We start from the raw sequence: 20,109 nt of genomic DNA on the forward strand, positions 1-20,109 counted from the left end.
GTTAAACGCTGAGGGCGGCGCGCAATTGCGCTTCGAGGCCCGCCGCATCCAGATCCTGGCCGATCAGCACCAGGCGCGTGATGCGCGCTTCGTCGGCGCTCCAGGCCCGATCGAAGTGCTTGTCGAAGCGCGTGCCCACGCCCTGGATCAGCAGGCGCATCGGCTTGTTCGGGATCGCCGCGAAGCCTTTGACGCGCAGGATGCCGTGCTGCACCACCAGTTGGGTCAGGGCGTCGAGCAGCAGCGCTTCGTCGGACTGGGGCAGGTCGATGGAAATGGAGTCGAACGCATCGTGATCATGATCGTCTTCACCTTCGTGATGATGATCGTGATGGCTGTGGCGACCGTCGATGTGCTCTTCGGAGCCGGCGTCCAGGCCGATCAACACGTCCAGCGGCACACGACCGCTGCTGGCTTCGATGATCTTCACCGCCGGCGGCAGCTCTTCGGCGACTTCCAGGCGCACGCGGGCCAGGTCTTCGGGGCTGATCAGGTCGCACTTGTTGAGGATCACCAGGTCGGCGCTGGCCAGTTGGTCGGCGAACAGCTCATGCAGCGGTGATTCGTGGTCCAGGTTCGGGTCGAGCTTGCGCTGGGCGTCGACCTGGTCCGGGAACGCAGCGAAGGTGCCGGCCGCCACAGCGGGACTGTCGACCACGGTGATCACTGCATCGACCGTGCAGGCGCTGCGGATTTCCGGCCACTGGAACGCCTGCACTAGGGGCTTTGGCAGGGCCAGGCCGGAGGTTTCGATGAGGATATGGTCGAGGTCGCCGCGACGGGCGACCAGCTCGCGCATCACCGGAAAGAACTCTTCCTGCACGGTGCAGCACAGGCAGCCGTTGGCCAGCTCATACACGCGACCGTTGGCTTCTTCCTCGGTGCACCCGATGGAGCACTGCTTGAGGATTTCACCGTCGATGCCCAGCTCGCCGAACTCGTTGACGATCACCGCGATGCGACGGCCCTGGGCGTTATCGAGCATATGGCGCAGCAAGGTGGTTTTACCCGAGCCGAGAAAGCCGGTGACGATGGTGACGGGGAGTTTGGCCAGTGTTTTCATCGGATGCCCTTGGGGGCGGGCATACGGGACGATAGGCCCTGCGCAGCGCGCAGCAGCAGATTTCGTCACCGGATCACCCCGCCCGGTTGAATTGAAAAATCGGTTACGAGGCAGGTCTCCTGGCTTGAGGCTTGCGGGTCTTGCGACCGGCGCTGGCTGCGCCTTCCCGCCTTGATGGCAGTGGCGTGGCAGTCAGATAAACCCTTCACAGTTGCGGGGGCAGCCGCGGCTTGAACCGCGTTCCCTTCTTAGCTTCGGCCTGGGCCGAAGAACCTCGAAGGTGCAAGGCTACAGGGGCTCGGTCAATTTGACTACCGTCGCCCTGCATGCTTTCCTACTCACCTTGTTTCGGGTGCCCCTCACAGGGTGAAACGGGAAACCGGTGAGTCATAGCGATATGACCAGTCCGGTGCTGCCCCCGCAACGGTAAGCGAGCGAAGCGTCACAGCCACTGTGCTTTGTGCATGGGAAGGCGATGCTTTCAGGACTCAGTTCAAGAGCCCCCTCGCAAGCCCGGAGACCGGCCCGAAAAAATCATCCAACAAACCCGCGGTGGGCGGGCGCTGTTTGAATTCTGCGTGCCTGGCTCGTGGGGTTTTCATGCGCTCGTGTCACCCTGAAACCCTGAAGGGACGCGCCATGTCGATCATCAGCAGCACCTCGCATACCGCCAGCAGCACCACCACCCTGAGCCAACGCTTGAGCGCCGCCATCGGCGCGTCGATCCTCGGCGCGTGCCTGGTGTATTTCGCTGGGTTCTCGCATATCGAAGCGGTACACAACGCCGCCCACGATACCCGCCACAGCGCCGCGTTCCCGTGCCATTGAGAGCTGCCGACATGATCAAGCGTATTGCGCAAACCGCAGGTTTCAGCGGGCTGCTGGCCGCCCTGTTGCTAACCTTGCTGCAAAGTTTCTGGGTCGCCCCGCTGATCATGCAGGCGGAAACCTTTGAAAAAGCCCCGGCCGCGACGGAAGTGGTGCATGAGCACGCCGCCGGTACAACCGCGCACACCCATGACGCCGAAGCCTGGGAACCGGAAGACGGCTGGCAACGCGTGCTGTCCACCACCGGCGGCAACCTGGTGGTGGCGGTCGGTTTCGCGCTGATGCTCGCCGGTCTCTACACCCTGCGCGCGCCGACCCGCACGGCTCAAGGGCTGCTGTGGGGCCTGGCCGGCTACGCGACCTTTGTCCTGGCGCCAACCCTGGGCCTGCCACCGGAATTGCCGGGCACTGCCGCCGCCGACCTGGCGCAACGGCAGATCTGGTGGATCGGCACTGCGGCCTCAACCGCAGCCGGTATCGCGCTGCTGGTATTCGGAGGCAACTGGCTGCTCAAAGCGCTGGGCGCGGCGATCCTCGTGGTGCCTCATGTGATTGGCGCACCGCAACCTGAAGTGCATTCGATGTTGGCCCCTGAGGCTCTGGAAGCGCAGTTCAAGATCGCCTCGCAACTGACCAACGTCGCGTTCTGGCTGGCGTTGGGCCTGATCAGCGCCTGGCTGTTTCGCCGTAATCGCGACGATCGATACTCGGCATGAACCTGGTGGTCGGCCTGGGCTGCCAGCGCGGCTGCGCGCTGCAAGCCCTGCTCGACCTGCTGGACGCCGCCCTCGCCGAGGGCGGTATCGAGCGCCACCGCATCACGGCGCTGGCCAGCATTGATCGCAAGCAAGACGAACCGGGCTTGCTTGCTCTGGCGCAAGCCTTGAACCTGCCACTGCAGTGCTTCAGCGCCGCGCAACTGGCGGTGTATGAAGGCCGCCTGAGCCATAGGTCTGCCGTCGCCTTTGCCCATACCGGTTGTTACGGCATCGCCGAAAGCGCTGCCCTGGCCCTGGCCGAACAGCTCAGCGGCGCCCCTGCCCGCTTGCTGATCCCGCGCAAAAAGTCCGCCCGAGCCACGTTGGCATTGGCCTGCGCCGACTGAAATCGCGATAATCGCCGCTTCCGATCATGAGCAATCTTCATGCTCGCCCGCTTTTCCACAGGAATTCTCCATGACCGTCTACTTCATCGGCGCCGGCCCCGGCGACCCGGAATTGATCACCGTCAAAGGCCAGCGGCTGATCCGCAGTTGCCCGGTGATCATCTATGCGGGGTCGCTGGTGCCGGCGGCGGTACTGGAAGGCCATCAGGCCGAACAGGTGGTCAACAGCGCCGAACTGCACCTGGAACAGATCATCGATGTGATCAAGGCCGCCGATGCCAAGGGCCAGGATGTGGCGCGGGTCCACTCCGGCGATCCAAGCCTGTATGGGGCGATTGGCGAACAGATCCGGCAGTTGCGCGAGTTGGGCATTGCGTTCCAGGTCATCCCCGGGGTCACCGCCGTAGCGGCCTGCGCAGCGCTGCTAGAGACCGAACTGACGCTGCCGGACATCGCCCAGAGCGTGATCCTCACCCGGTATGCGGACAAAACCCGCATGCCTGCCGGTGAAGACTTCGACAGCCTGGCCCGCCACGGCACGACCATGGCGATTCACCTGGGGGTCAATCACTTGGAGAAGATCGTTGCCGAACTGCTGCCGCACTACGGGGCGGATTGCCCGATTGCCGTGGTGCACCGTGCGACCTGGCCGGATCAGGATTGGGCCGTCGGCACCTTGACGGACATCGCCGAAAAGGTCGCGGCCAAGGGCTTCAGGCGCACGGCGTTGATTGTGGTGGGTCGGGTGCTGGCGAGTGACAGTTTCAGCGCGTCGTCGCTGTATCGGGCCGGGCATGCGCACCTGTACCGACCTTAATCTAAAACATCATATGTTGTTATCAACACGCTGTTTTAAATAAATAAATATAGAAACTGTGGGAGGGGGCTTGCTCCCGATAGCGGTGTATCAGTCGCTTAATAAGTAGACTGACAGGATGCTATCGGGGGCAAGCCCCCTCCCACACTTAATCTTTAGCGTTAGACAAAAGTCGTAACCAACTGAAATTAAATAAAAAAACGGCGCTCACGGGGCGCCGTTTTTTAGTTCGCAGTGAACGCCTTACTCAGTAGTAGGCATTTTCTTTCTGCGTGTGGTCAGTCACATCACGTACACCCTTGAGCTCCGGAATGCGCTCGAGCAAGGTGCGCTCGATGCCTTCACGCAGGGTCACGTCCGCCTGGCCGCAGCCCTGGCAGCCGCCGCCGAACTTCAATACGGCGATACCGTCATCCACCACGTCGATCAAGCTGACCTGCCCGCCGTGGCTGGCCAGCCCCGGGTTGATCTCGGTCTGCAGGTAATAATTGATACGCTCGTTGACCGGGCTGTCGGCATTGACGTTCGGCACCTTGGCGTTCGGCGCCTTGATGGTCAATTGGCCGCCCATACGGTCGGTCGCGTAGTCGACCACCGCGTCGTCGAGGAACGCTTCGCTGAAGGCATCGATATACGCGGTGAAGCTTTTCAGCCCCAGCGCGGTATCTTCCGGCTTCTCTTCGCCTGGCTTGCAGTAGGCGATGCACGTCTCGGCGTACTGGGTGCCAGGCTGGGTGATAAAGACGCGGATGCCGATACCCGGGGTGTTCTGCTTGGACAGCAGGTCAGCCAGGTAATCGTGGGCGGCGTCGGTAATGGTTATGGCAGTCATGGAAACTCCTCACAGGCTTGCTGGCAGTTTACGCCAAAATATTACGCAGATACAAAGCCCCAGTAATTTTGTCGGAAAAGCCTCGCCATCGCCGTTAGAGGTTTTCATAGCGGTTCATATCCAGCACACCTTCTTCCACCGGCGTGGTTTCGCGGATGTAGGTCGACAGATCGTGGAAGTACTCCCAGAACTGCGGATGACTGCGGCGTATGCCCCAACGATCGACGACTTTCTCGAAGTGCTGGGCGTCCCGGGCATTTTCCATGGCCGCGACGAACGCCGGCACTTGCTCGGCCGGGATATTGAATATGAAGTTCGGATAACTGCTCAGCACGCCGGGGTAGACCGTCAACGTGTCCAGGCCCGGTTGATAGCGAGAAGCCTCACCCAGCATGAACGCGACATTACTGTGAGCACGGTTGCGCAGCAGGCTGTAGACCTCACGATGACCGCTACGGGTTTCGATGCGCAGCATGGTCGCTTCCGGTAATCGGTCGATAACTTTGAGCCCCGCCGCCGGGCGTGATGTCAGGCGACTCAGGGCCTGCTCGGCATCGCGCAGCACCGGTTCGAGGCCCGGCCGCGAGCAGTAGGCGCCGACACAGCGATTGAGCGGGTCCGGGCTGGCATTGAGGTCGCCGTAACGGGCCAGCAACTGATTGACGAAATCGCGTTTCGGGTCCTTTTCATTCAGCTTCAGGCCGGTGGGTTTATCGTCGTCGATCGACTCATAGTCCATCCACAACTTGACCTTGCCGCCGTTCTGATACCAATCGTCGAGGAAATCGTCCCGCGAATTGGCCGGCATCAGGCGCAGGAAGTTCTGTTCGGCGCCATTGCGGATCAGGTCAAAGTACAAGCGGGTCTGGGCCTGATGGGAGACGTTGCCGAACACGTCAAAGTTGACTACCAATTGGTAATAGGTGCGCTCCAGCAACGGATAATCGAACAACCACAGCGTCTGCGGGACTTCACCGATCAGGCCTTTATTGACCGACGCGCTGTCGAAGTGACGGAAGATGCTCAACAACGCATTGTCGTTGCCGGCCCACAGGGTCGACCAACCGGGCGCAGGCAACTCGCCATAGCGGTACTGACGCAGCGCTTCGTACTCGTTGCGCTTGTCACGGTACTTGAGCCACAGGCTGAGCACACTGCCCACGTCGTCGTTCTGCCCGGGCATCGCCAGCAACGGCGTGGCCCTGCCGCGATAGAGCGGATCGGTGATGTACAGGTCGTGTTCGGGCGCCTGGAACAGCGCCCAGAAATTGTCGCGGATCACGTCCGAAGCGATCTGCCCACGGCACACGGGGCCGCGGATAAAGGTGCGTACAAAGAATTCGGCGTTATCGAGCATGAACTGGTAGCGCGCCTGGGCCGGAATCGCCTCGAATGTCTCGAACGGGTTGGCCCGACGGCCGGGACCGTAGCCCGGCAAGGCACTGACCTGCCAGTCGCCGCTGTAGAACAAGGCTTTGACCCGTTCCATTTTCGCGGCACTGAGCGGGTACGTGATGTGGGTCTTATGGACGATCACCCCTTGTACCGGCCACAGCCGGTAGTAGATCCGGGTACCGGGATCGTCGTTGGGGCGACGGGTATTGATCAGGTCGATCGGCTGACCACTGGGGGTGCGCGAGCGGACCCACTGGAAGAAATGCCCGGGCTCACCGCCTTCGAAATACAGGTGCGCGATAAACAGGTGTTCAAACAGCCAGCGGGCGACCAGGCTTTCGCGGGCGCCGGGGGCGTTGAGCAGGTTTTCCCATTGCAGCACCTGTGCGGCTTCCTGGGCACTTGGCGCCACGCCTCGCTGGTCAATCGGCGCACCAGAGGCCAGCCAGCGTCGCAGGGTCTGGTACTGCTGGTCGCTCAAGCCGGTCACCGCCAGCGGCATGCCTTCATTGGGGTGCGCGTCGGCGTAAGCGTCGAACTCCCCTGGCAGCGGGCACATGTTCTCGCGGTTCAGGCCCAGCACGATGTCGTCCGGCAGCTTGCCATTGGGCTGTAACGGCGTGCGGCGGTGGCCCAGTTCGAGCATCCGTGCCATCAGCGCGGCCTGATTGCCTTGGGCATCGAGCACGGAACTGAAGCCTTCGCGCCGCCAGGCGGCCTTGCCGAACGCGTCATAGAACAGGCGAGTCGGCTTGGTCGCCTGACTGCGATCACCATCGTAGACCAACACCTTGGTGGCACCCCGGGCCGCGCCCTCGCCGCTGCCCAGGTTCAACTGGCAGGCCGAGTCGTAGCAGGCATGGCACGCTACGCATTTCTCAGTGAAGATCGGTTGGATATCACGGGTGTAGGAAATCGCCGGGGCGGAATCTTGGGCCTGTGCGGTGCTACCAATCAGCAACAGAGCGAAGCTGATGATGATGCGATACGGCATGAGCCTGGTCCCGATACAAAGCCAAAATATAAAATCCCGCGGATTCTACCGGCCTAACCCCCACACCAACATGAACGATATTCATGCAAAACCTGCACATGCTCCAAATCCACACAGGTTTGCTATGATCCACGCCCTCCGTAATGCCTGACCAGAGTAGTCCCATGTCCGATCGTAGCGCTCGTCTGCAAGCCCTCCACCAAGCCCTCAAGGAACGCATCCTGATCCTCGACGGCGGCATGGGCACGATGATCCAGAGCTATAAATTGGAAGAACAGGACTACCGTGGCAAACGTTTTGCCGACTGGCCTAGCGACGTCAAGGGCAACAACGACCTGTTGCTGCTCAGCCGCCCGGACGTCATCGCCTCCATCGAGAAGGCGTACCTGGATGCCGGCGCCGACATCCTCGAAACCAACACGTTCAATGCCACGCAAGTGTCCCAGGCCGATTACGGCATGGAGTCGCTCGCCTACGAGCTGAACGTAGAGGGCGCCCGTGTAGCGCGCAAGGTGGCCGACGCCAAGACCCTGGAGACCCCGGACAAGCCGCGTTTCGTCGCCGGCGTGCTCGGCCCGACCAGCCGTACCTGCTCGCTGTCGCCGGATGTGAACAACCCCGGCTACCGCAACGTGACCTTCGATGAACTGGTGGAGAACTACACCGAGGCCACCAAGGGCCTGATCGAAGGCGGCGCGGACCTGATCCTCATCGAAACCATTTTCGACACCCTCAACGCCAAGGCGGCGATCTTTGCCGTGCAGGGCGTGTTCGAGGCACTGGGCTTCGAACTGCCGATCATGATCTCCGGCACCATCACCGACGCCTCCGGCCGCACCCTGTCGGGCCAGACCACCGAAGCGTTCTGGAACTCGGTCAGCCACGCCAAGCCGATTTCCGTGGGCCTCAACTGCGCCCTGGGCGCCAGCGAGTTGCGTCCGTACCTCGAAGAGCTGTCGAACAAGGCCAACACTTATGTGTCCGCGCACCCCAACGCTGGCCTGCCCAACGAATTCGGCGAGTACGACGAATTGCCGGCGCAAACCGCCAAAGTCATCGAGGAATTCGCCCAGAGCGGTTTCCTGAACATCGTCGGCGGCTGCTGCGGCACCACGCCGGGGCATATCGAAGCCATCGCCAACGCGGTGGCCGGTTACGCACCGCGCCAGATCCCGGACATCCCCAAGGCCTGCCGCTTGTCGGGCCTGGAGCCGTTCACCATTGATCGCCAGTCGCTGTTCGTCAACGTCGGCGAACGCACCAACATCACCGGTTCCGCGCGTTTCGCCCGACTGATCCGCGAAGACAACTACACCGAAGCCCTTGAAGTCGCCCTGCAGCAGGTGGAAGCCGGCGCCCAGGTGATCGACATCAACATGGACGAAGGCATGCTCGATTCGAAGAAGGCCATGGTGACCTTCCTCAATCTGATTGCTGGCGAGCCGGATATCTCCCGCGTGCCGATCATGATCGACTCCTCCAAGTGGGAAGTGATCGAGGCCGGCCTCAAGTGCATCCAGGGCAAGGGCATCGTCAACTCCATCAGCATGAAGGAAGGCGTCGAGCAGTTCATCTATCACGCCAAGCTGTGCAAACGCTACGGTGCGGCCGTGGTGGTGATGGCCTTCGACGAAGCCGGCCAGGCCGACACCGAAACGCGCAAGAAAGAGATCTGCAAACGTTCCTACGACATCCTGGTCAATGAAGTCGGCTTCCCGCCGGAAGACATCATCTTCGACCCGAACATCTTCGCGGTCGCCACCGGTATCGAAGAGCACAACAACTACGCGGTCGACTTCATCAACGCCTGCGCCTATATCCGCGACGAGCTGCCGTATGCGCTGACGTCGGGTGGCGTGTCCAACGTGTCGTTCTCGTTCCGTGGCAACAACCCGGTGCGTGAGGCGATCCACTCGGTGTTCCTGCTGTATGCGATCCGCAACGGCCTGACCATGGGCATCGTCAACGCCGGCCAGTTGGAGATCTACGACCAGATCCCCGCCGAACTGCGCGATGCAGTAGAAGACGTGGTGCTCAACCGCACCCCGGAAGGTACCGACGCCCTGCTCGCCATCGCCGACAAGTACAAGGGCGACGGCAGCGTCAAAGAAGCCGAAACCGAGGAATGGCGCGGCTGGCCAGTCAACAAGCGCCTGGAACACGCGCTGGTCAAAGGCATCACCACGCACATTGTTGAAGACACCGAAGAATCCCGGCAGTCGTTCGCGCGCCCGATCGAAGTGATCGAAGGCCCGCTGATGTCCGGCATGAACATCGTCGGCGACCTGTTTGGCGCCGGCAAAATGTTCCTGCCCCAGGTGGTCAAGTCTGCACGCGTCATGAAACAGGCCGTGGCCCACTTGATCCCGTTCATCGAGCTGGAGAAAGGCGACAAGCCGGAAGCCAAGGGCAAGATCCTCATGGCCACAGTGAAGGGCGACGTGCATGACATCGGCAAGAACATCGTCGGCGTGGTGCTGGGGTGCAACGGCTATGACATCGTCGATCTGGGCGTGATGGTGCCGGCGGAGAAGATCCTGCAGGTGGCCAAGGAACAGAAGTGCGACATCATCGGGCTGTCCGGCCTGATCACGCCGTCCCTGGACGAGATGGTCCACGTCGCCCGCGAAATGCAGCGCCAGGACTTCCACCTGCCGCTGATGATCGGCGGCGCCACCACCTCCAAGGCGCACACGGCGGTGAAGATCGAGCCCAAGTACAGCAACGATGCCGTGATCTATGTGACCGACGCCTCGCGCGCGGTGGGCGTGGCCACGCAACTGCTGTCCAAGGAGTTGAAGGCCGGTTTCGTCGAGAAAACCCGCCTGGAATACATCGAAGTCCGCGAGCGCACCTCGAACCGCAGCGCGCGCACCGAACGCCTGAGCTACCCGGCAGCGATCGCCAAGAAGCCGCAATTCGACTGGAGCACTTACACGCCGGTCACGCCGACCTTTACCGGCGCCAAGGTGCTGGACAACATCGACCTCAAGGTGCTGGCCGAATACATCGACTGGACCCCGTTCTTTATTTCCTGGGACCTGGCCGGCAAGTTCCCGCGCATCCTCACCGATGAAGTGGTGGGTGAAGCCGCCACCGCGCTGTATGCCGATGCCCAGGAAATGCTCGCCAAGCTGATCGACGAGAAGCTGATCAGCGCTCGTGCGGTGCTTGGCTTCTGGCCGGCCAACCAGGTGAAGGACGACGACCTGGAAGTCTACGGCGAAGACGGCAAACCCCAGGCAACCTTGCACCACCTGCGCCAGCAGATCATCAAGACCGACGGCAAGCCGAACTTCTCCCTGGCCGATTTTGTCGCGCCTAAAGACAGCGGCATCACCGACTACGTGGGTGGTTTTATCACCACCGCCGGCATCGGCGCCGAGGAAGTGGCCAAGGCTTACCAGGACGCGGGCGACGACTACAACTCGATCATGGTCAAGGCCCTGGCCGACCGCCTGGCCGAAGCCTGCGCCGAATGGCTGCACCAGCAGGTGCGCAAAAACTATTGGGGTTATGCCAAGGACGAGCAACTGGATAACGAGGCGCTGATCAAAGAGCAGTACAGCGGCATCCGCCCTGCCCCCGGCTACCCGGCGTGCCCCGACCACACCGAGAAAGGCACCTTGTTCCAACTGCTGGACCCCGAGGCCCGCGAGATGCAGGCCGGTCGCAGCGGCGTGTTCCTCACCGAACACTACGCAATGTTCCCGGCGGCAGCGGTCAGCGGTTGGTACTTCGCCCACCCGCAGGCGCAATACTTCGCCGTGGGCAAGGTCGACAAAGACCAGGTGGCGAGCTACACCGCGCGTAAAGGCCAGGATCTGGCCGTGACCGAGCGCTGGTTGGCACCGAACCTGGGTTACGACAACTAAGCACGCGCAGATTGTCTATGCTTGCCTCACACACCTTGTGCCGAGGCACGTATGGACGATCCAGCCAACAACAAGCCGCCTACCCTGTGGCAGATGCTACACAGCGTCGTCGCCGCCGCCTTTGGCGTACAGAGCGGCAAGAACCGCGCCCGCGACTTCACCCATGGCAAGCCCAGCCACTTTGTGGTTCTGGGCATTCTGTTCACGGCGGTGTTTGCCTTGACCCTGTTCGGCATCGTCAAGCTGGTGTTGCTGCTGGCCGGGGTTTAGCGCATCAGCAGTTGCATGCTGAAGGGATAGCGATAGGACGCGGGCTTGCCCACGGCGGACAGTGCACGAAAATTCACCGTCGGTGTGGGCCCCAACAATCGCCGCGCCTGAGCGGCATCGATCAGCTGGAATAGCGCCTCACGGCGGTCGCGCCCGCCATGGGCGCCAATGTCCACGCCCTTGGCATCATCATGGATCAGTACCATGGCCCACCCACCCACGGTGAAATGCCCGGCGACCAAGGACGACAACCGGCCGCTTAGACGCTCGCGCAAGATCTCCGGCGAGCTGTTGACCGCACTGAACAGCGCGTCCTTGCCGGGCAACCGCCCGCTGTCCTGGAACGCCTGCATAGCACCCAGCGCCATCTGATCGTTGGCCGACCACACCAGTGCCGTCTGCGGATAGCGCTTGAACAACTGCGTCGCTTGCTCGAAGGCGCGCTCGCGGCTCCACTCGCCATAGACCAACTGACGCAGGCGCACCTCGGGATGTTCGGCCAGCGCTCGGTGCATGCCTTGTTCTCGCAAGAGGGCAACGGGGGTGGTCTTGATGCCGGAAAATGCCAACAGGTCGAGGGATTCGCCGGGTGCAACTCGACCGCGCTGGCGCAACATGTCCTTGAGCATCAGGTAGCCAGCCTGTTCGTCGTCGGCTACCAGACTGCCAATCAAATTGATGCCATCGTGGGCCCCGAACAATCGCACTTGGTCGGCGGTCAGCGCATTGTTCACCATCAGCAATTTGACCCCACTGCCCTGGGCCATGCGCAGAATCTGCGGTGCAACATACTGCTCATTCACCAGTACCAGGTAATCGGGCCGCTCGCTGCTTTGCAGCACCTCTCGGGCCTGTTCCAGCGTGTTGCGGGGATCGCGCTCGCCATAGCGCACACGCAAATCCAGGCCGAGGTCCTTGGCTGCGGCCTGCATGAATTGCGTATAGCTGACCCAAAAGGTTTCCGTTGACATGCCCGGGTTGAGAAACACCACCGACGCCGCCTGGACCACTCCGCAAAACGCCGGCCCCAGCAACCACACGCATGTAAACAAAACCTTCAACATTATTATTTAAGCCTTGAACATTGGCCGCCATGATACTGGCAATCAGACAGTCATTCGAGGCTCAGTCAACGGTCTTTATTGGTGGCCGACCCAGAACACCGCAGTCCCTACCACGAGAATGATCAGGAATAGAATGGCCCAGGCGTCCACAGTACTGTCGGGTTTACGGGCTTTTGTCGAATTGCTCATCGCATCGCCTCTTGTCAGTTTTATAGGTGATTGCATTAAGACTCGCCCACAGTAAAGTCGATGATTGCCCGCATGACAAATGTGGGTATGCTAAAAATCGTACCCATTAGTCGATTTGGTTCTTTGCATATACTCAAACATCACTTTTGCGCATAAACGCAAACTGGTATCGTGCCCCGGCTCCGTTGGGAGTGCGCGGCCGTGCGCGCAGATTTGCCGAGAACAGGACCTATATGTACGTATACGACGAATACGATCAGCGCATCATCGAGGACCGCGTCAAGCAGTTCCGTGATCAGACCCGACGCTACCTAGCAGGTGAACTGAGCGAAGAAGAGTTCCGCCCTCTGCGCCTGCAAAATGGCCTTTATGTGCAGCGCTTTGCGCCGATGCTACGGGTGGCCGTGCCTTATGGCCAACTGACGTCGCGCCAGACGCGCATGATGGCCAAGATTGCCCGTGACTTCGACAAGGGCTACGCCCACATCAGTACCCGCCAGAACGTACAGTTCAACTGGCCGGCGCTGGAAGATGTGCCGGACATCCTGGCTGAACTGGCCACCGTGCAGATGCACGCCATTCAGACCAGCGGTAACTGCCTGCGCAACGTGACCACCGACCAGTTCGCCGGGGTTGCCGCCGACGAGCTGATCGACCCGCGCCCCTGGTGTGAAATCGTCCGCCAATGGACCACGTTCCACCCCGAATTCGCTTACCTGCCGCGCAAGTTCAAGATCGCCATCAATGGCTCGACGTCGGACCGTGCGGCTATCGAAGTGCATGACATAGGCCTGGAGCCGGTCCACAACGCCGCTGGCGAGCTGGGCTTCCGTGTACTGGTGGGTGGCGGCCTGGGTCGTACCCCGGTAGTCGGCGCGTTTATCAACGAGTTCCTGCCGTGGCAGGACCTGCTGAGCTACCTCGACGCGATCCTGCGGGTCTACAACCGCTACGGCCGTCGCGACAACAAGTACAAGGCCCGGATCAAGATTCTGGTCAAAGCGCTGACCCCTGAGGTGTTCGCCCAGAAAGTCGACGCCGAGATGGAACATCTGCGCGGCGGCCAGACCACCCTGACCGAAGCCGAAGTCCACCGTGTGGCCAAGCACTTCGTCGACCCCGAGTACAAGGCCCTGAGCAATCAGGACGCCGAACTCGCCGCGCTCGACCAGCAGCACTCAGGCTTCGCCCGCTGGCGTACACGCAACACCCTGGCGCACAAAAAGCCGGGCTATATCGCCGTGACCCTGTCGCTCAAGCCTACCGGCGTCGCCCCCGGCGATATCACCGATAAACAGCTGGACGCCGTGGCCGACCTGGCCGAGCGCTACAGCTTCGGTCAACTGCGCACCTCCCACGAGCAGAACATCATTCTCGCGGACGTTGAGCAGAGCCAACTGTTCACCCTGTGGGGCGAACTGCGCGAAGGTGGTTTCGCCACACCGAACATCGGCCTGCTGACCGACATCATCTGCTGCCCGGGCGGCGACTTCTGCTCCCTGGCCAACGCCAAGTCGATCCCGATTGCCGAATCGATCCAGCGCCGTTTCGAAGACCTGGACTACCTGTTCGACATCGGCGAGCTGGACCTGAACATTTCCGGCTGCATGAACGCCTGTGGTCACCACCACGTCGGCCACATCGGCATCCTGGGCGTGGACAAGAAAGGCGAAGAATTCTACCAAGTGTCCCTGGGTGGCAGCGCCAGCCGCGATGCGAGCCTGGGCAAGATCCTCGGCCCATCCTTCGCCCAGGAAGCCATGCCCGAGGTGATCGGCAAACTGATCGATGTGTACATCGAGCAGCGTACCGAAGATGAGCGTTTCATCGACACCTACCAGCGCATCGGCATTGACCTGTTCAAGGAGCGCGTCTATGCAGCGAATCATTAAGAACAACGAAGTCGTCGACGAAACCTGGCACCTGTTGCCCAAGGACGCGACCTTCGACGGCATCTCCAACTGCGACGACCTGATCGTGCCGCTGGCCCTGTGGCGCGAGCACGGCCATGCGCTCAAGGCCCGCGACGGCGGCCTGGGTGTGTGGTTGGACGCCGATGAAGAAGCCGAAGAGATCGGTGACGACGTGGCTCACTTCCAGGTCATCGCCCTGAACTTCCCGGCCTTCACCGACGGGCGCAACTACTCCAACGCGCGCCTGCTGCGTGACCGCTATGGTTACAAGGGCGAATTGCGCGCGATTGGCGACGTGCTGCGCGACCAGCTGTTCTACCTGCACCGCTGCGGGTTCGATGCCTTCGCCCTGCGCGCCGACAAAGACCCGTATGAAGCGCTGGAGAGCCTCAAGGACTTCTCCGTGACCTACCAGGCTGCAACGGACGAACCGCTGCCGCTGTTCCGTCGACGTTAAGCGTTAGCGCAGTGAAAAGCCCTGGCATACCAGGGCTAATGAGATGGTCACCCCCAACACCCTGTGAGGGCTACGCTTTCACGGGGTGTTTTGTTTTCGGAGGCCATTATCATGAGCGAGTCAGCGCTGATCGGTATCGATCTCGGTAAACACACTTTCCACCTGCACGGCCAGGATAAGTCGGGCCGCGAGGTCTTTCGCAGAAAATGCTCACGGGCGCAGATGATGCGGTTTTTCGGCAATGTGCCGAGCTGTGTTGTGGTGATGGAGGCCTGCGCAGGGTCGCATTTTGTCGCTCACCAACTGATGGCGATGGGGCATACGGCCAAGCTGATCTCTCCGCAGTTTGTTCGTCCCTTCATCAAGGACAACAAAAACGACTTTGTCGACGTTAAGGCGATTTGCGAAGCCGATTCTCGTCCATCCATGCGCTTCGTTACGCCTAAAACCGAATCTCAGCAAACCCTGTCTGTGCTGCATCGGATGCGCGAATCGTTGGTGCGTGAGCGCACCAAAACGGCTAATCAGATGCACGGTTTCCTGCTGGAGTTTGGCATCAGCCTGCCCAAGGGATTGGCCATCATGAAGCGTTTGGCGAGCGTCTTGGCCGAGCATGAATTACCCGTTCGTCTGACGGTATTGTTACAACGCCTACACGATCACTTCGTCTACCTGGATGAGCAAATCAAAGCGCTGGATAAAGAACTGGCGGATCGACGACATTCGAATATCGTGGCCTGTGCCTTGGCTAACAAACTGGCGCGTATCGCTTGGGCGATAGCCGCTCACCATACGCAATATGAAGCAGGGCCAGACGCCTTGAGCGCCTGATCCTGCGGTTGTTGCAGTACCACGATTCACCCTTCAGGTTTTGCGATAGCTGAACAACAGATGATGTGAACGGCACGCCGGCCTGGCGAAGATACTGACTGTGTATTCCAGTGGTTGTGAGCCACTTATTCCAGTGATAGTGAACCACCGCACTGGTGGTTATGAACCGCCAAAATTCTGCCTACTTGTAACGGTTCGCGCTTGAAAAATATGCGACTCGCATTCATCGACTTTCTGACACGCTAAGTACATCAGTGCTGCTTTGTGGCAATTGCGTCAGGGAGTAGTTTCCAGTGTGATCGCCATGAAATATTTTGCATGACTAGGCTCCCATCTTTGGGAAATGTCCTATTTACTCTCGATTTTTATGTGTGCAGCCTTTGGCGCATCGTTTGAGCGTCTGCCCGCCGACGCGAGAACCTCGACTGGACTGATCCGCGATAATTAATCGAGGGAATATGGATATGACGATGCCCAATCAATGGCAAGAACAGATCGAACATGTTTGCGCCCACATTGGCATAAGCCAGATTGACCTACTGCTCGACCAAGCAGGATGGGGCCACCGTGCTGTGCCTGCCTTGGAGATGCTAACGCCAGAAGTCCCCTGGTTCTCGTTGTTCACCGGCACGCCAGAGCAAAACCTGTTGGATCAGGCCCCTCTGTTGATGCGTCTAGACTTGACGCAGTGGCAACATAAGGCCTGGCTGGACCAGTTGGTGGAGCATGCCACCGATGGTCGCCTAATGGTGGTGATCTCGTCATTGCCCTTCGAAGTTTTGAGTAAAACCCTGCAAGGGTTTTCGCAATTGGCTTGGGGTGGACAAACCGGTTTGTTACGGTATTACGACTCACGCATCTTTCCCCTGCTGATGTCCTCGATCCTCACCGATCAGCAGCGCGCCGAGTTTCTGCAAGCCGTTGCTTATTGGGGCTGGCTTGATCGGGATAACCAGCCGCAGTGGTTACAAGGCACGAGGCTTACCCATCAGAGCAATATCCAAGTCACTCCCTTCGTGGAAATTAACGATCAACAATTTGACCTGCTTGGTTGTATCAGCGATGCACAGCAACTGTTAAATGGCAAAAACTTTGATTTCCTGGATGAGAGCCGAGAGCGGCGTTTCGCGTTGATTCACTCACTTATTGTGCAAGCGGGTCAGGAAAATTATTTCGGCGATTTGACCGAGTATGTGAAACAGAACTTAAGCGGAACCAAGTTGCCTGGATAGCCACTTTGCACAAGTGGCTTTAATGATTTACGCGTTCAAGGCAATCAGCAGGGAAGTTACTAGCAATGCAATCGACAATAAAAAAAATAATACAAAAAGTCTCGTTTTACTTGTTGGGATTCGCGTTATCTGGGTGTTCTTCAGCGAACAATGAAATGGCTGGGGGAAACCTGCAAGCCATCAACCATACCATGCACGGTATTAACTGGATGTCGGTCAATGGTTACCGAGCGGACGGTGGTGGTGGAAACTCGTGTTGCATCATCATGCCCGTCAAATGGCGTCCTGGCTTAAAGGCCCAGATTGAATGGGAGGTCGATCCCGAGCCGTCTGCAAAAATGCCCTCTGTAACATCAGATGAGTTCAGAGAGGTTTATGCCAAACATGCAGCCAACTATCAGCGCCACAGCACCAACGTGGATATTCCAGAGTGGCCTGGAACGGAGCGATGCGGCCTGAAGGTGCACTTTTTGGTTTGTAACCAGATCAAGGTTACGAGCTCATGCTGGGCATTTAACTCAGAGTATTACCCGATTAAAGAACCCTCTCAAATGAAGGAGCCAGCCGTATGTCCGAAGTGAACAATAATTCAAAAGACAAAGCTTGGGGGCCGCCAGTTTTTCCTGCTGCGGGGCGTTTTCCGACGAAAACTTCGGATGTGACAGATAACTACAATAAGCAAATTACTGAGCAAAATCGGTTTCAACAAAAACGTGACGTTCAAGGGCGTCGCACACAGCGTTTTACGTGTTGTCATAGCCTGCATATCAGTCTGTTTTTCGATGGCACCAACAATAACGAAAAGAGCGACACCCAGGATGGTCATCCCACTAATATCGCCAAGCTGTTTCATGCCTCACTACGAGGTAAAGACGCGATGGGGCAGGGTTATTTTTCGTATTACATGCCCGGTGTCGGCACGCCATTCCCCGAAGTTGGCGAACTGGATTACAGCGATAGCGGGCTGCAATATGCCACTGGGGGGGAAGACCGGATCAACTGGGCCTTGGTACAGGTGGCCAGCGCGTTATCTTATGCTCTGAACAATAAAACCGGAATTGATGACATTGTCGCCAAGACCAAGGTCGAGGCCATGAGCACCTGGAAGGCACCGCTGATGAGTGCCCTGGGTGAAGGCAATCGCCGCCGAATCATGAAAGAGCTGCTGGCCCCTTTACAAGCTCGCAAGGACGAGGCCCAACCTAAAGTGCTGGCGGTCAAACTGTACGTGTACGGTTTCTCTCGGGGAGCGGCAGAGGCTCGCACTTTTGTTACCTGGTTGAGTCAGTTGTTCGACACCCCAGAAGGGGACGAACTGCCAAAACAGCAACTGTTGGGCTTACCTGTCAGCGTCGAGTTTCTTGGCGTGCTGGACACGGTGGCCTCGGTGGGTATTGCCCATGTAGCCCCATTCTTTGCTGGGCATATGGACTGGGCCGATAACACCCAGTTGCTACCGGATGCGCAGCGGTTCCCGGAACTGGTCAAGTGTTGTCGGCATTTTGTCGCGGGCTTCGAGCAACGCTCATGCTTTCCGTTGGACTCGATTCGTAACGAAAACGGCCAGTATCCGGCCAATACCTACGAAGTGGTGTACCCCGGTGTGCACTCGGATGTGGGCGGCGGCTACCCGAAAAATGACCAGGGCAAAGCTCGTGAAGGTACCCATGAGCTGGTGTCGCAGATTGTCTTGCACGACTTATATGCCGCTGCTTTTGCAGCGGGTGCCCCTCTGCAAGTACCGGAAGAGGTACTGCCGGACACGTTTAATAATAGCTCGGAGAGGTTGTGGCGAAAAATGGGGCCTGGGACTTCCTCAGAGTTTGTGGTCAGTCAGCAACTGATTGAGCGCTTCAACGCCTGGCGCCTCAAAACCCTACCAGGTATTGCGGCTGACGAATCCGTCGAGGACTCGGCCTATAAGCCGCTGCGTCTGAACACCACCGTAGAAGACACCCTGGCCGATCAACTGGGCTGGATCACCGGTTGGCGTATTGGTCGTTACGTCAATGATCCTCAAGGTAATAACGACAGCTATAAGCGCCAGCCTTTTTTCACCCAAGCCAAAGAGGCGGCGCCCTATCAGGAAACTACTGAACGCGAACAGTATAAAAAAGACGAGGCTGATGCCGTGAAAATGCGGCGGGATAACCCTCAGTATCCCGGCCCACGGATCTATGAGCCGCAGATTGATCAGACCCAACTCAGCCAAGCTGCCGAGGAATTCAAGTCTGACTACACCGGCCAGAAGCGTGAGCAATCCAGTTGGCAAGGCACGGTGACCGACGTGGTGTTACGCGATGCGATCTATTTACTTAACGAGAATGACGAGTCCAAGGACCATGACGCCCTCAAGACGGCAGGTGATCTGCGCAGTAAGCAACTGTTCCGTGATGCTCAAGGCACGTCCAGTGCAGACCCTGAGATGGCCCTACTGGTGGCGTTGTTCGATGACCAGATACACGACTCGCGGGCCTGGTTCATGCACGACAAGTTGAAGTCGAGGGAGTTGTGGGCCGGTTATTTCTTTTACCGCATGACCTATTTCGGCAATGACAATAGCCGTGATCTGTCCCCAGTCGTAGTGGCCGGTCGCATATTGGGCGTGGCGATGATTGCCGGGGCTACGGTGTATGGCATCAAGCGCCGTGGTGTATTAGGTGGTGTTGGCGGACTGGCGGCGGGCATTGGGGCGGCGACCATCGGCTACCAGGTGATCGATAAGGCCACTGGCCTAGTGGTACCGTTCTTGCCTGGCGCGGAACAACTCCTGCAACCAAGCAGCCATGTGGGTCAGATCGCGTCGGAGCAGAAGCATCAGATTGAACTGGATGACTTTGCCCGACGCATGGAACGAACTACAGCCATGTTGCGCAAGACGGGCAGCTTGTTCGAACACGGATAGTGTCGTTTAAGACGCGAAAAAAAATAAATCATTCTGGTCGATTACCCTACAAACCTCAGTTCCAACTTCAACTGACGGTTTTGATAATCGACCTGCACCTTCTCGCTTCCCACCCAATTCCGCCCGCAACTGTTCTCGGCTACACAGCCAGCCTTCCGTCCGTACCAACATTGGCCAGAGCAGTTGAGGGTGTTCCAGCAGATGCTGATTGATCAAACGACAGGCGCTATTGGTCTGTAAGCGCTCCATAAACCCCACATTCAAAGCCGTCACCTGATCTTCGATGCTGTGCTCCCGATTCCTTTCCGGAGCCAGCACCTCATGATGCGACCCGACGCA

General features: G+C 59.2%; 16 protein-coding genes and 2 riboswitches. Of the genes, 12 read left to right on the forward strand and 4 right to left on the reverse strand.

Features of this window, described 5'->3' with window-relative positions; genetic code table 11:
- Window position 1 precedes the first annotated feature (1 nt).
- Complete coding sequence (cobW, locus tag P3S72_RS17460; protein WP_276193320.1) at window positions 2-1,063, reverse strand: cobalamin biosynthesis protein CobW; 1,062 nt, start codon at window positions 1,061-1,063, stop codon at window positions 2-4.
- 91 nt (window positions 1,064-1,154) lie between these two features.
- A riboswitch (cobalamin riboswitch) is annotated at window positions 1,155-1,355 on the reverse strand.
- A gap of 41 nt (window positions 1,356-1,396) precedes the next feature.
- Window positions 1,397-1,607, forward strand: a riboswitch (cobalamin riboswitch).
- A 95-nt stretch (window positions 1,608-1,702) separates the two neighbouring features.
- Here cobW and P3S72_RS17465 point away from each other — a divergent pair.
- From P3S72_RS17465 to cobM, 4 genes are all read left to right on the forward strand, one after another.
- A complete protein-coding gene (locus P3S72_RS17465; protein WP_276193321.1) occupies window positions 1,703-1,891 on the forward strand; it encodes a CbtB-domain containing protein in 189 nt (62 codons plus the stop codon).
- A gap of 11 nt (window positions 1,892-1,902) precedes the next feature.
- Window positions 1,903-2,607 (forward strand): CbtA family protein, encoded by a 705-nt coding sequence (locus P3S72_RS17470; protein WP_276193322.1) that lies wholly within the window; start codon window positions 1,903-1,905, stop codon window positions 2,605-2,607.
- A complete protein-coding gene (locus tag P3S72_RS17475; protein ID WP_276193323.1) occupies window positions 2,604-2,996 on the forward strand; it encodes a cobalamin biosynthesis protein in 393 nt (130 codons plus the stop codon). Before P3S72_RS17470 ends, P3S72_RS17475 begins: the two co-directional genes overlap by 4 nt.
- Window positions 2,997-3,066: 70 nt before the next feature.
- On the forward strand, window positions 3,067-3,813 hold the full coding sequence (gene cobM, locus P3S72_RS17480) for a precorrin-4 C(11)-methyltransferase (protein WP_276193324.1): 747 nt from the start codon (window positions 3,067-3,069) through the stop codon (window positions 3,811-3,813).
- A 247-nt stretch (window positions 3,814-4,060) separates the two neighbouring features.
- On the opposite strand, the gene nfuA is transcribed toward cobM, so the two are convergent.
- Window positions 4,061-4,645: a Fe-S biogenesis protein NfuA gene (gene nfuA, locus P3S72_RS17485; protein WP_003190728.1), complete on the reverse strand. Its 585-nt coding sequence runs from the start codon at window positions 4,643-4,645 to the stop codon at window positions 4,061-4,063.
- A gap of 94 nt (window positions 4,646-4,739) precedes the next feature.
- Window positions 4,740-7,034, reverse strand: coding sequence for a fatty acid cis/trans isomerase (locus P3S72_RS17490; protein WP_276193325.1), 2,295 nt, complete (start codon window positions 7,032-7,034; stop codon window positions 4,740-4,742).
- A 164-nt stretch (window positions 7,035-7,198) separates the two neighbouring features.
- On the opposite strand from P3S72_RS17490, the gene metH reads away from it, so the two are divergent.
- Both metH and P3S72_RS17500 read left to right on the forward strand, forming a co-directional pair.
- Complete coding sequence (metH, locus tag P3S72_RS17495; RefSeq protein WP_276193326.1) at window positions 7,199-10,909, forward strand: methionine synthase; 3,711 nt, start codon at window positions 7,199-7,201, stop codon at window positions 10,907-10,909.
- Window positions 10,910-10,960: 51 nt separating this feature from the next.
- Complete coding sequence (locus tag P3S72_RS17500; protein WP_247397725.1) at window positions 10,961-11,179, forward strand: DUF2970 domain-containing protein; 219 nt, start codon at window positions 10,961-10,963, stop codon at window positions 11,177-11,179.
- Here P3S72_RS17500 and P3S72_RS17505 read toward each other — a convergent pair.
- Complete coding sequence (locus P3S72_RS17505; RefSeq protein ID WP_247397722.1) at window positions 11,176-12,243, reverse strand: ABC transporter substrate-binding protein; 1,068 nt, start codon at window positions 12,241-12,243, stop codon at window positions 11,176-11,178. The two genes, P3S72_RS17500 and P3S72_RS17505, sit on opposite strands and share 4 nt — an antisense overlap.
- 422 nt (window positions 12,244-12,665) lie before the next feature.
- Here P3S72_RS17505 and P3S72_RS17510 point away from each other — a divergent pair, with 422 nt between their 5' ends.
- From P3S72_RS17510 to P3S72_RS17535, 6 genes are all read left to right on the forward strand, one after another.
- Complete coding sequence (locus P3S72_RS17510) at window positions 12,666-14,324, forward strand: nitrite/sulfite reductase (protein ID WP_276193327.1); 1,659 nt, start codon at window positions 12,666-12,668, stop codon at window positions 14,322-14,324.
- Window positions 14,308-14,802, forward strand: a complete 495-nt coding sequence (locus P3S72_RS17515) for a DUF934 domain-containing protein (protein ID WP_247397716.1) — start codon at window positions 14,308-14,310, stop codon at window positions 14,800-14,802. The genes P3S72_RS17510 and P3S72_RS17515 overlap by 17 nt, the downstream gene beginning before the upstream one ends.
- Window positions 14,803-14,913: 111 nt before the next feature.
- Window positions 14,914-15,633 carry an IS110 family transposase gene (locus tag P3S72_RS17520; RefSeq protein ID WP_276193328.1) on the forward strand — a complete coding sequence of 240 codons (720 nt, stop codon included), beginning with the start codon at window positions 14,914-14,916 and terminating at the stop codon, window positions 15,631-15,633.
- Between the two features lie 464 nt (window positions 15,634-16,097).
- Complete coding sequence (locus tag P3S72_RS17525; protein WP_276197947.1) at window positions 16,098-16,865, forward strand: DUF4123 domain-containing protein; 768 nt, start codon at window positions 16,098-16,100, stop codon at window positions 16,863-16,865.
- A gap of 65 nt (window positions 16,866-16,930) precedes the next feature.
- A complete protein-coding gene (locus P3S72_RS17530) occupies window positions 16,931-17,446 on the forward strand; it encodes a DUF3304 domain-containing protein (protein ID WP_276193329.1) in 516 nt (171 codons plus the stop codon).
- Complete coding sequence (locus tag P3S72_RS17535; RefSeq protein WP_276193330.1) at window positions 17,434-19,770, forward strand: DUF2235 domain-containing protein; 2,337 nt, start codon at window positions 17,434-17,436, stop codon at window positions 19,768-19,770. Before P3S72_RS17530 ends, P3S72_RS17535 begins: the two co-directional genes overlap by 13 nt.
- The last annotated feature ends 339 nt before the right edge of the window (window positions 19,771-20,109 follow it).

Origin of the sequence: Pseudomonas sp. D3 (genome assembly GCF_029320995.1) — a bacterium.
Lineage (GTDB): Bacteria > Pseudomonadota > Gammaproteobacteria > Pseudomonadales > Pseudomonadaceae > Aquipseudomonas > Aquipseudomonas paraveronii.

Bases quoted from the DNA above. Each gene is read 5' to 3' on its own strand.
- cobW (WP_276193320.1), bottom strand. From the start codon at position 1,063: ATGAAAACACTGGCCAAACTCCCCGTCACCATCGTCACCGGCTTTCTC.
- P3S72_RS17465 (WP_276193321.1), top strand. From the start codon at position 1,703: ATGTCGATCATCAGCAGCACCTCGCATACCGCCAGCAGCACCACCACC.
- P3S72_RS17470 (WP_276193322.1), top strand. From the start codon at position 1,903: ATGATCAAGCGTATTGCGCAAACCGCAGGTTTCAGCGGGCTGCTGGCC.
- P3S72_RS17475 (WP_276193323.1), top strand. From the start codon at position 2,604: ATGAACCTGGTGGTCGGCCTGGGCTGCCAGCGCGGCTGCGCGCTGCAA.
- cobM (WP_276193324.1), top strand. From the start codon at position 3,067: ATGACCGTCTACTTCATCGGCGCCGGCCCCGGCGACCCGGAATTGATC.
- nfuA (WP_003190728.1), bottom strand. From the start codon at position 4,645: ATGACTGCCATAACCATTACCGACGCCGCCCACGATTACCTGGCTGAC.
- P3S72_RS17490 (WP_276193325.1), bottom strand. From the start codon at position 7,034: ATGCCGTATCGCATCATCATCAGCTTCGCTCTGTTGCTGATTGGTAGC.
- metH (WP_276193326.1), top strand. From the start codon at position 7,199: ATGTCCGATCGTAGCGCTCGTCTGCAAGCCCTCCACCAAGCCCTCAAG.
- P3S72_RS17500 (WP_247397725.1), top strand. From the start codon at position 10,961: ATGGACGATCCAGCCAACAACAAGCCGCCTACCCTGTGGCAGATGCTA.
- P3S72_RS17505 (WP_247397722.1), bottom strand. From the start codon at position 12,243: ATGTTGAAGGTTTTGTTTACATGCGTGTGGTTGCTGGGGCCGGCGTTT.
- P3S72_RS17510 (WP_276193327.1), top strand. From the start codon at position 12,666: ATGTACGTATACGACGAATACGATCAGCGCATCATCGAGGACCGCGTC.
- P3S72_RS17515 (WP_247397716.1), top strand. From the start codon at position 14,308: ATGCAGCGAATCATTAAGAACAACGAAGTCGTCGACGAAACCTGGCAC.
- P3S72_RS17520 (WP_276193328.1), top strand. From the start codon at position 14,914: ATGAGCGAGTCAGCGCTGATCGGTATCGATCTCGGTAAACACACTTTC.
- P3S72_RS17525 (WP_276197947.1), top strand. From the start codon at position 16,098: ATGACGATGCCCAATCAATGGCAAGAACAGATCGAACATGTTTGCGCC.
- P3S72_RS17530 (WP_276193329.1), top strand. From the start codon at position 16,931: ATGCAATCGACAATAAAAAAAATAATACAAAAAGTCTCGTTTTACTTG.
- P3S72_RS17535 (WP_276193330.1), top strand. From the start codon at position 17,434: ATGTCCGAAGTGAACAATAATTCAAAAGACAAAGCTTGGGGGCCGCCA.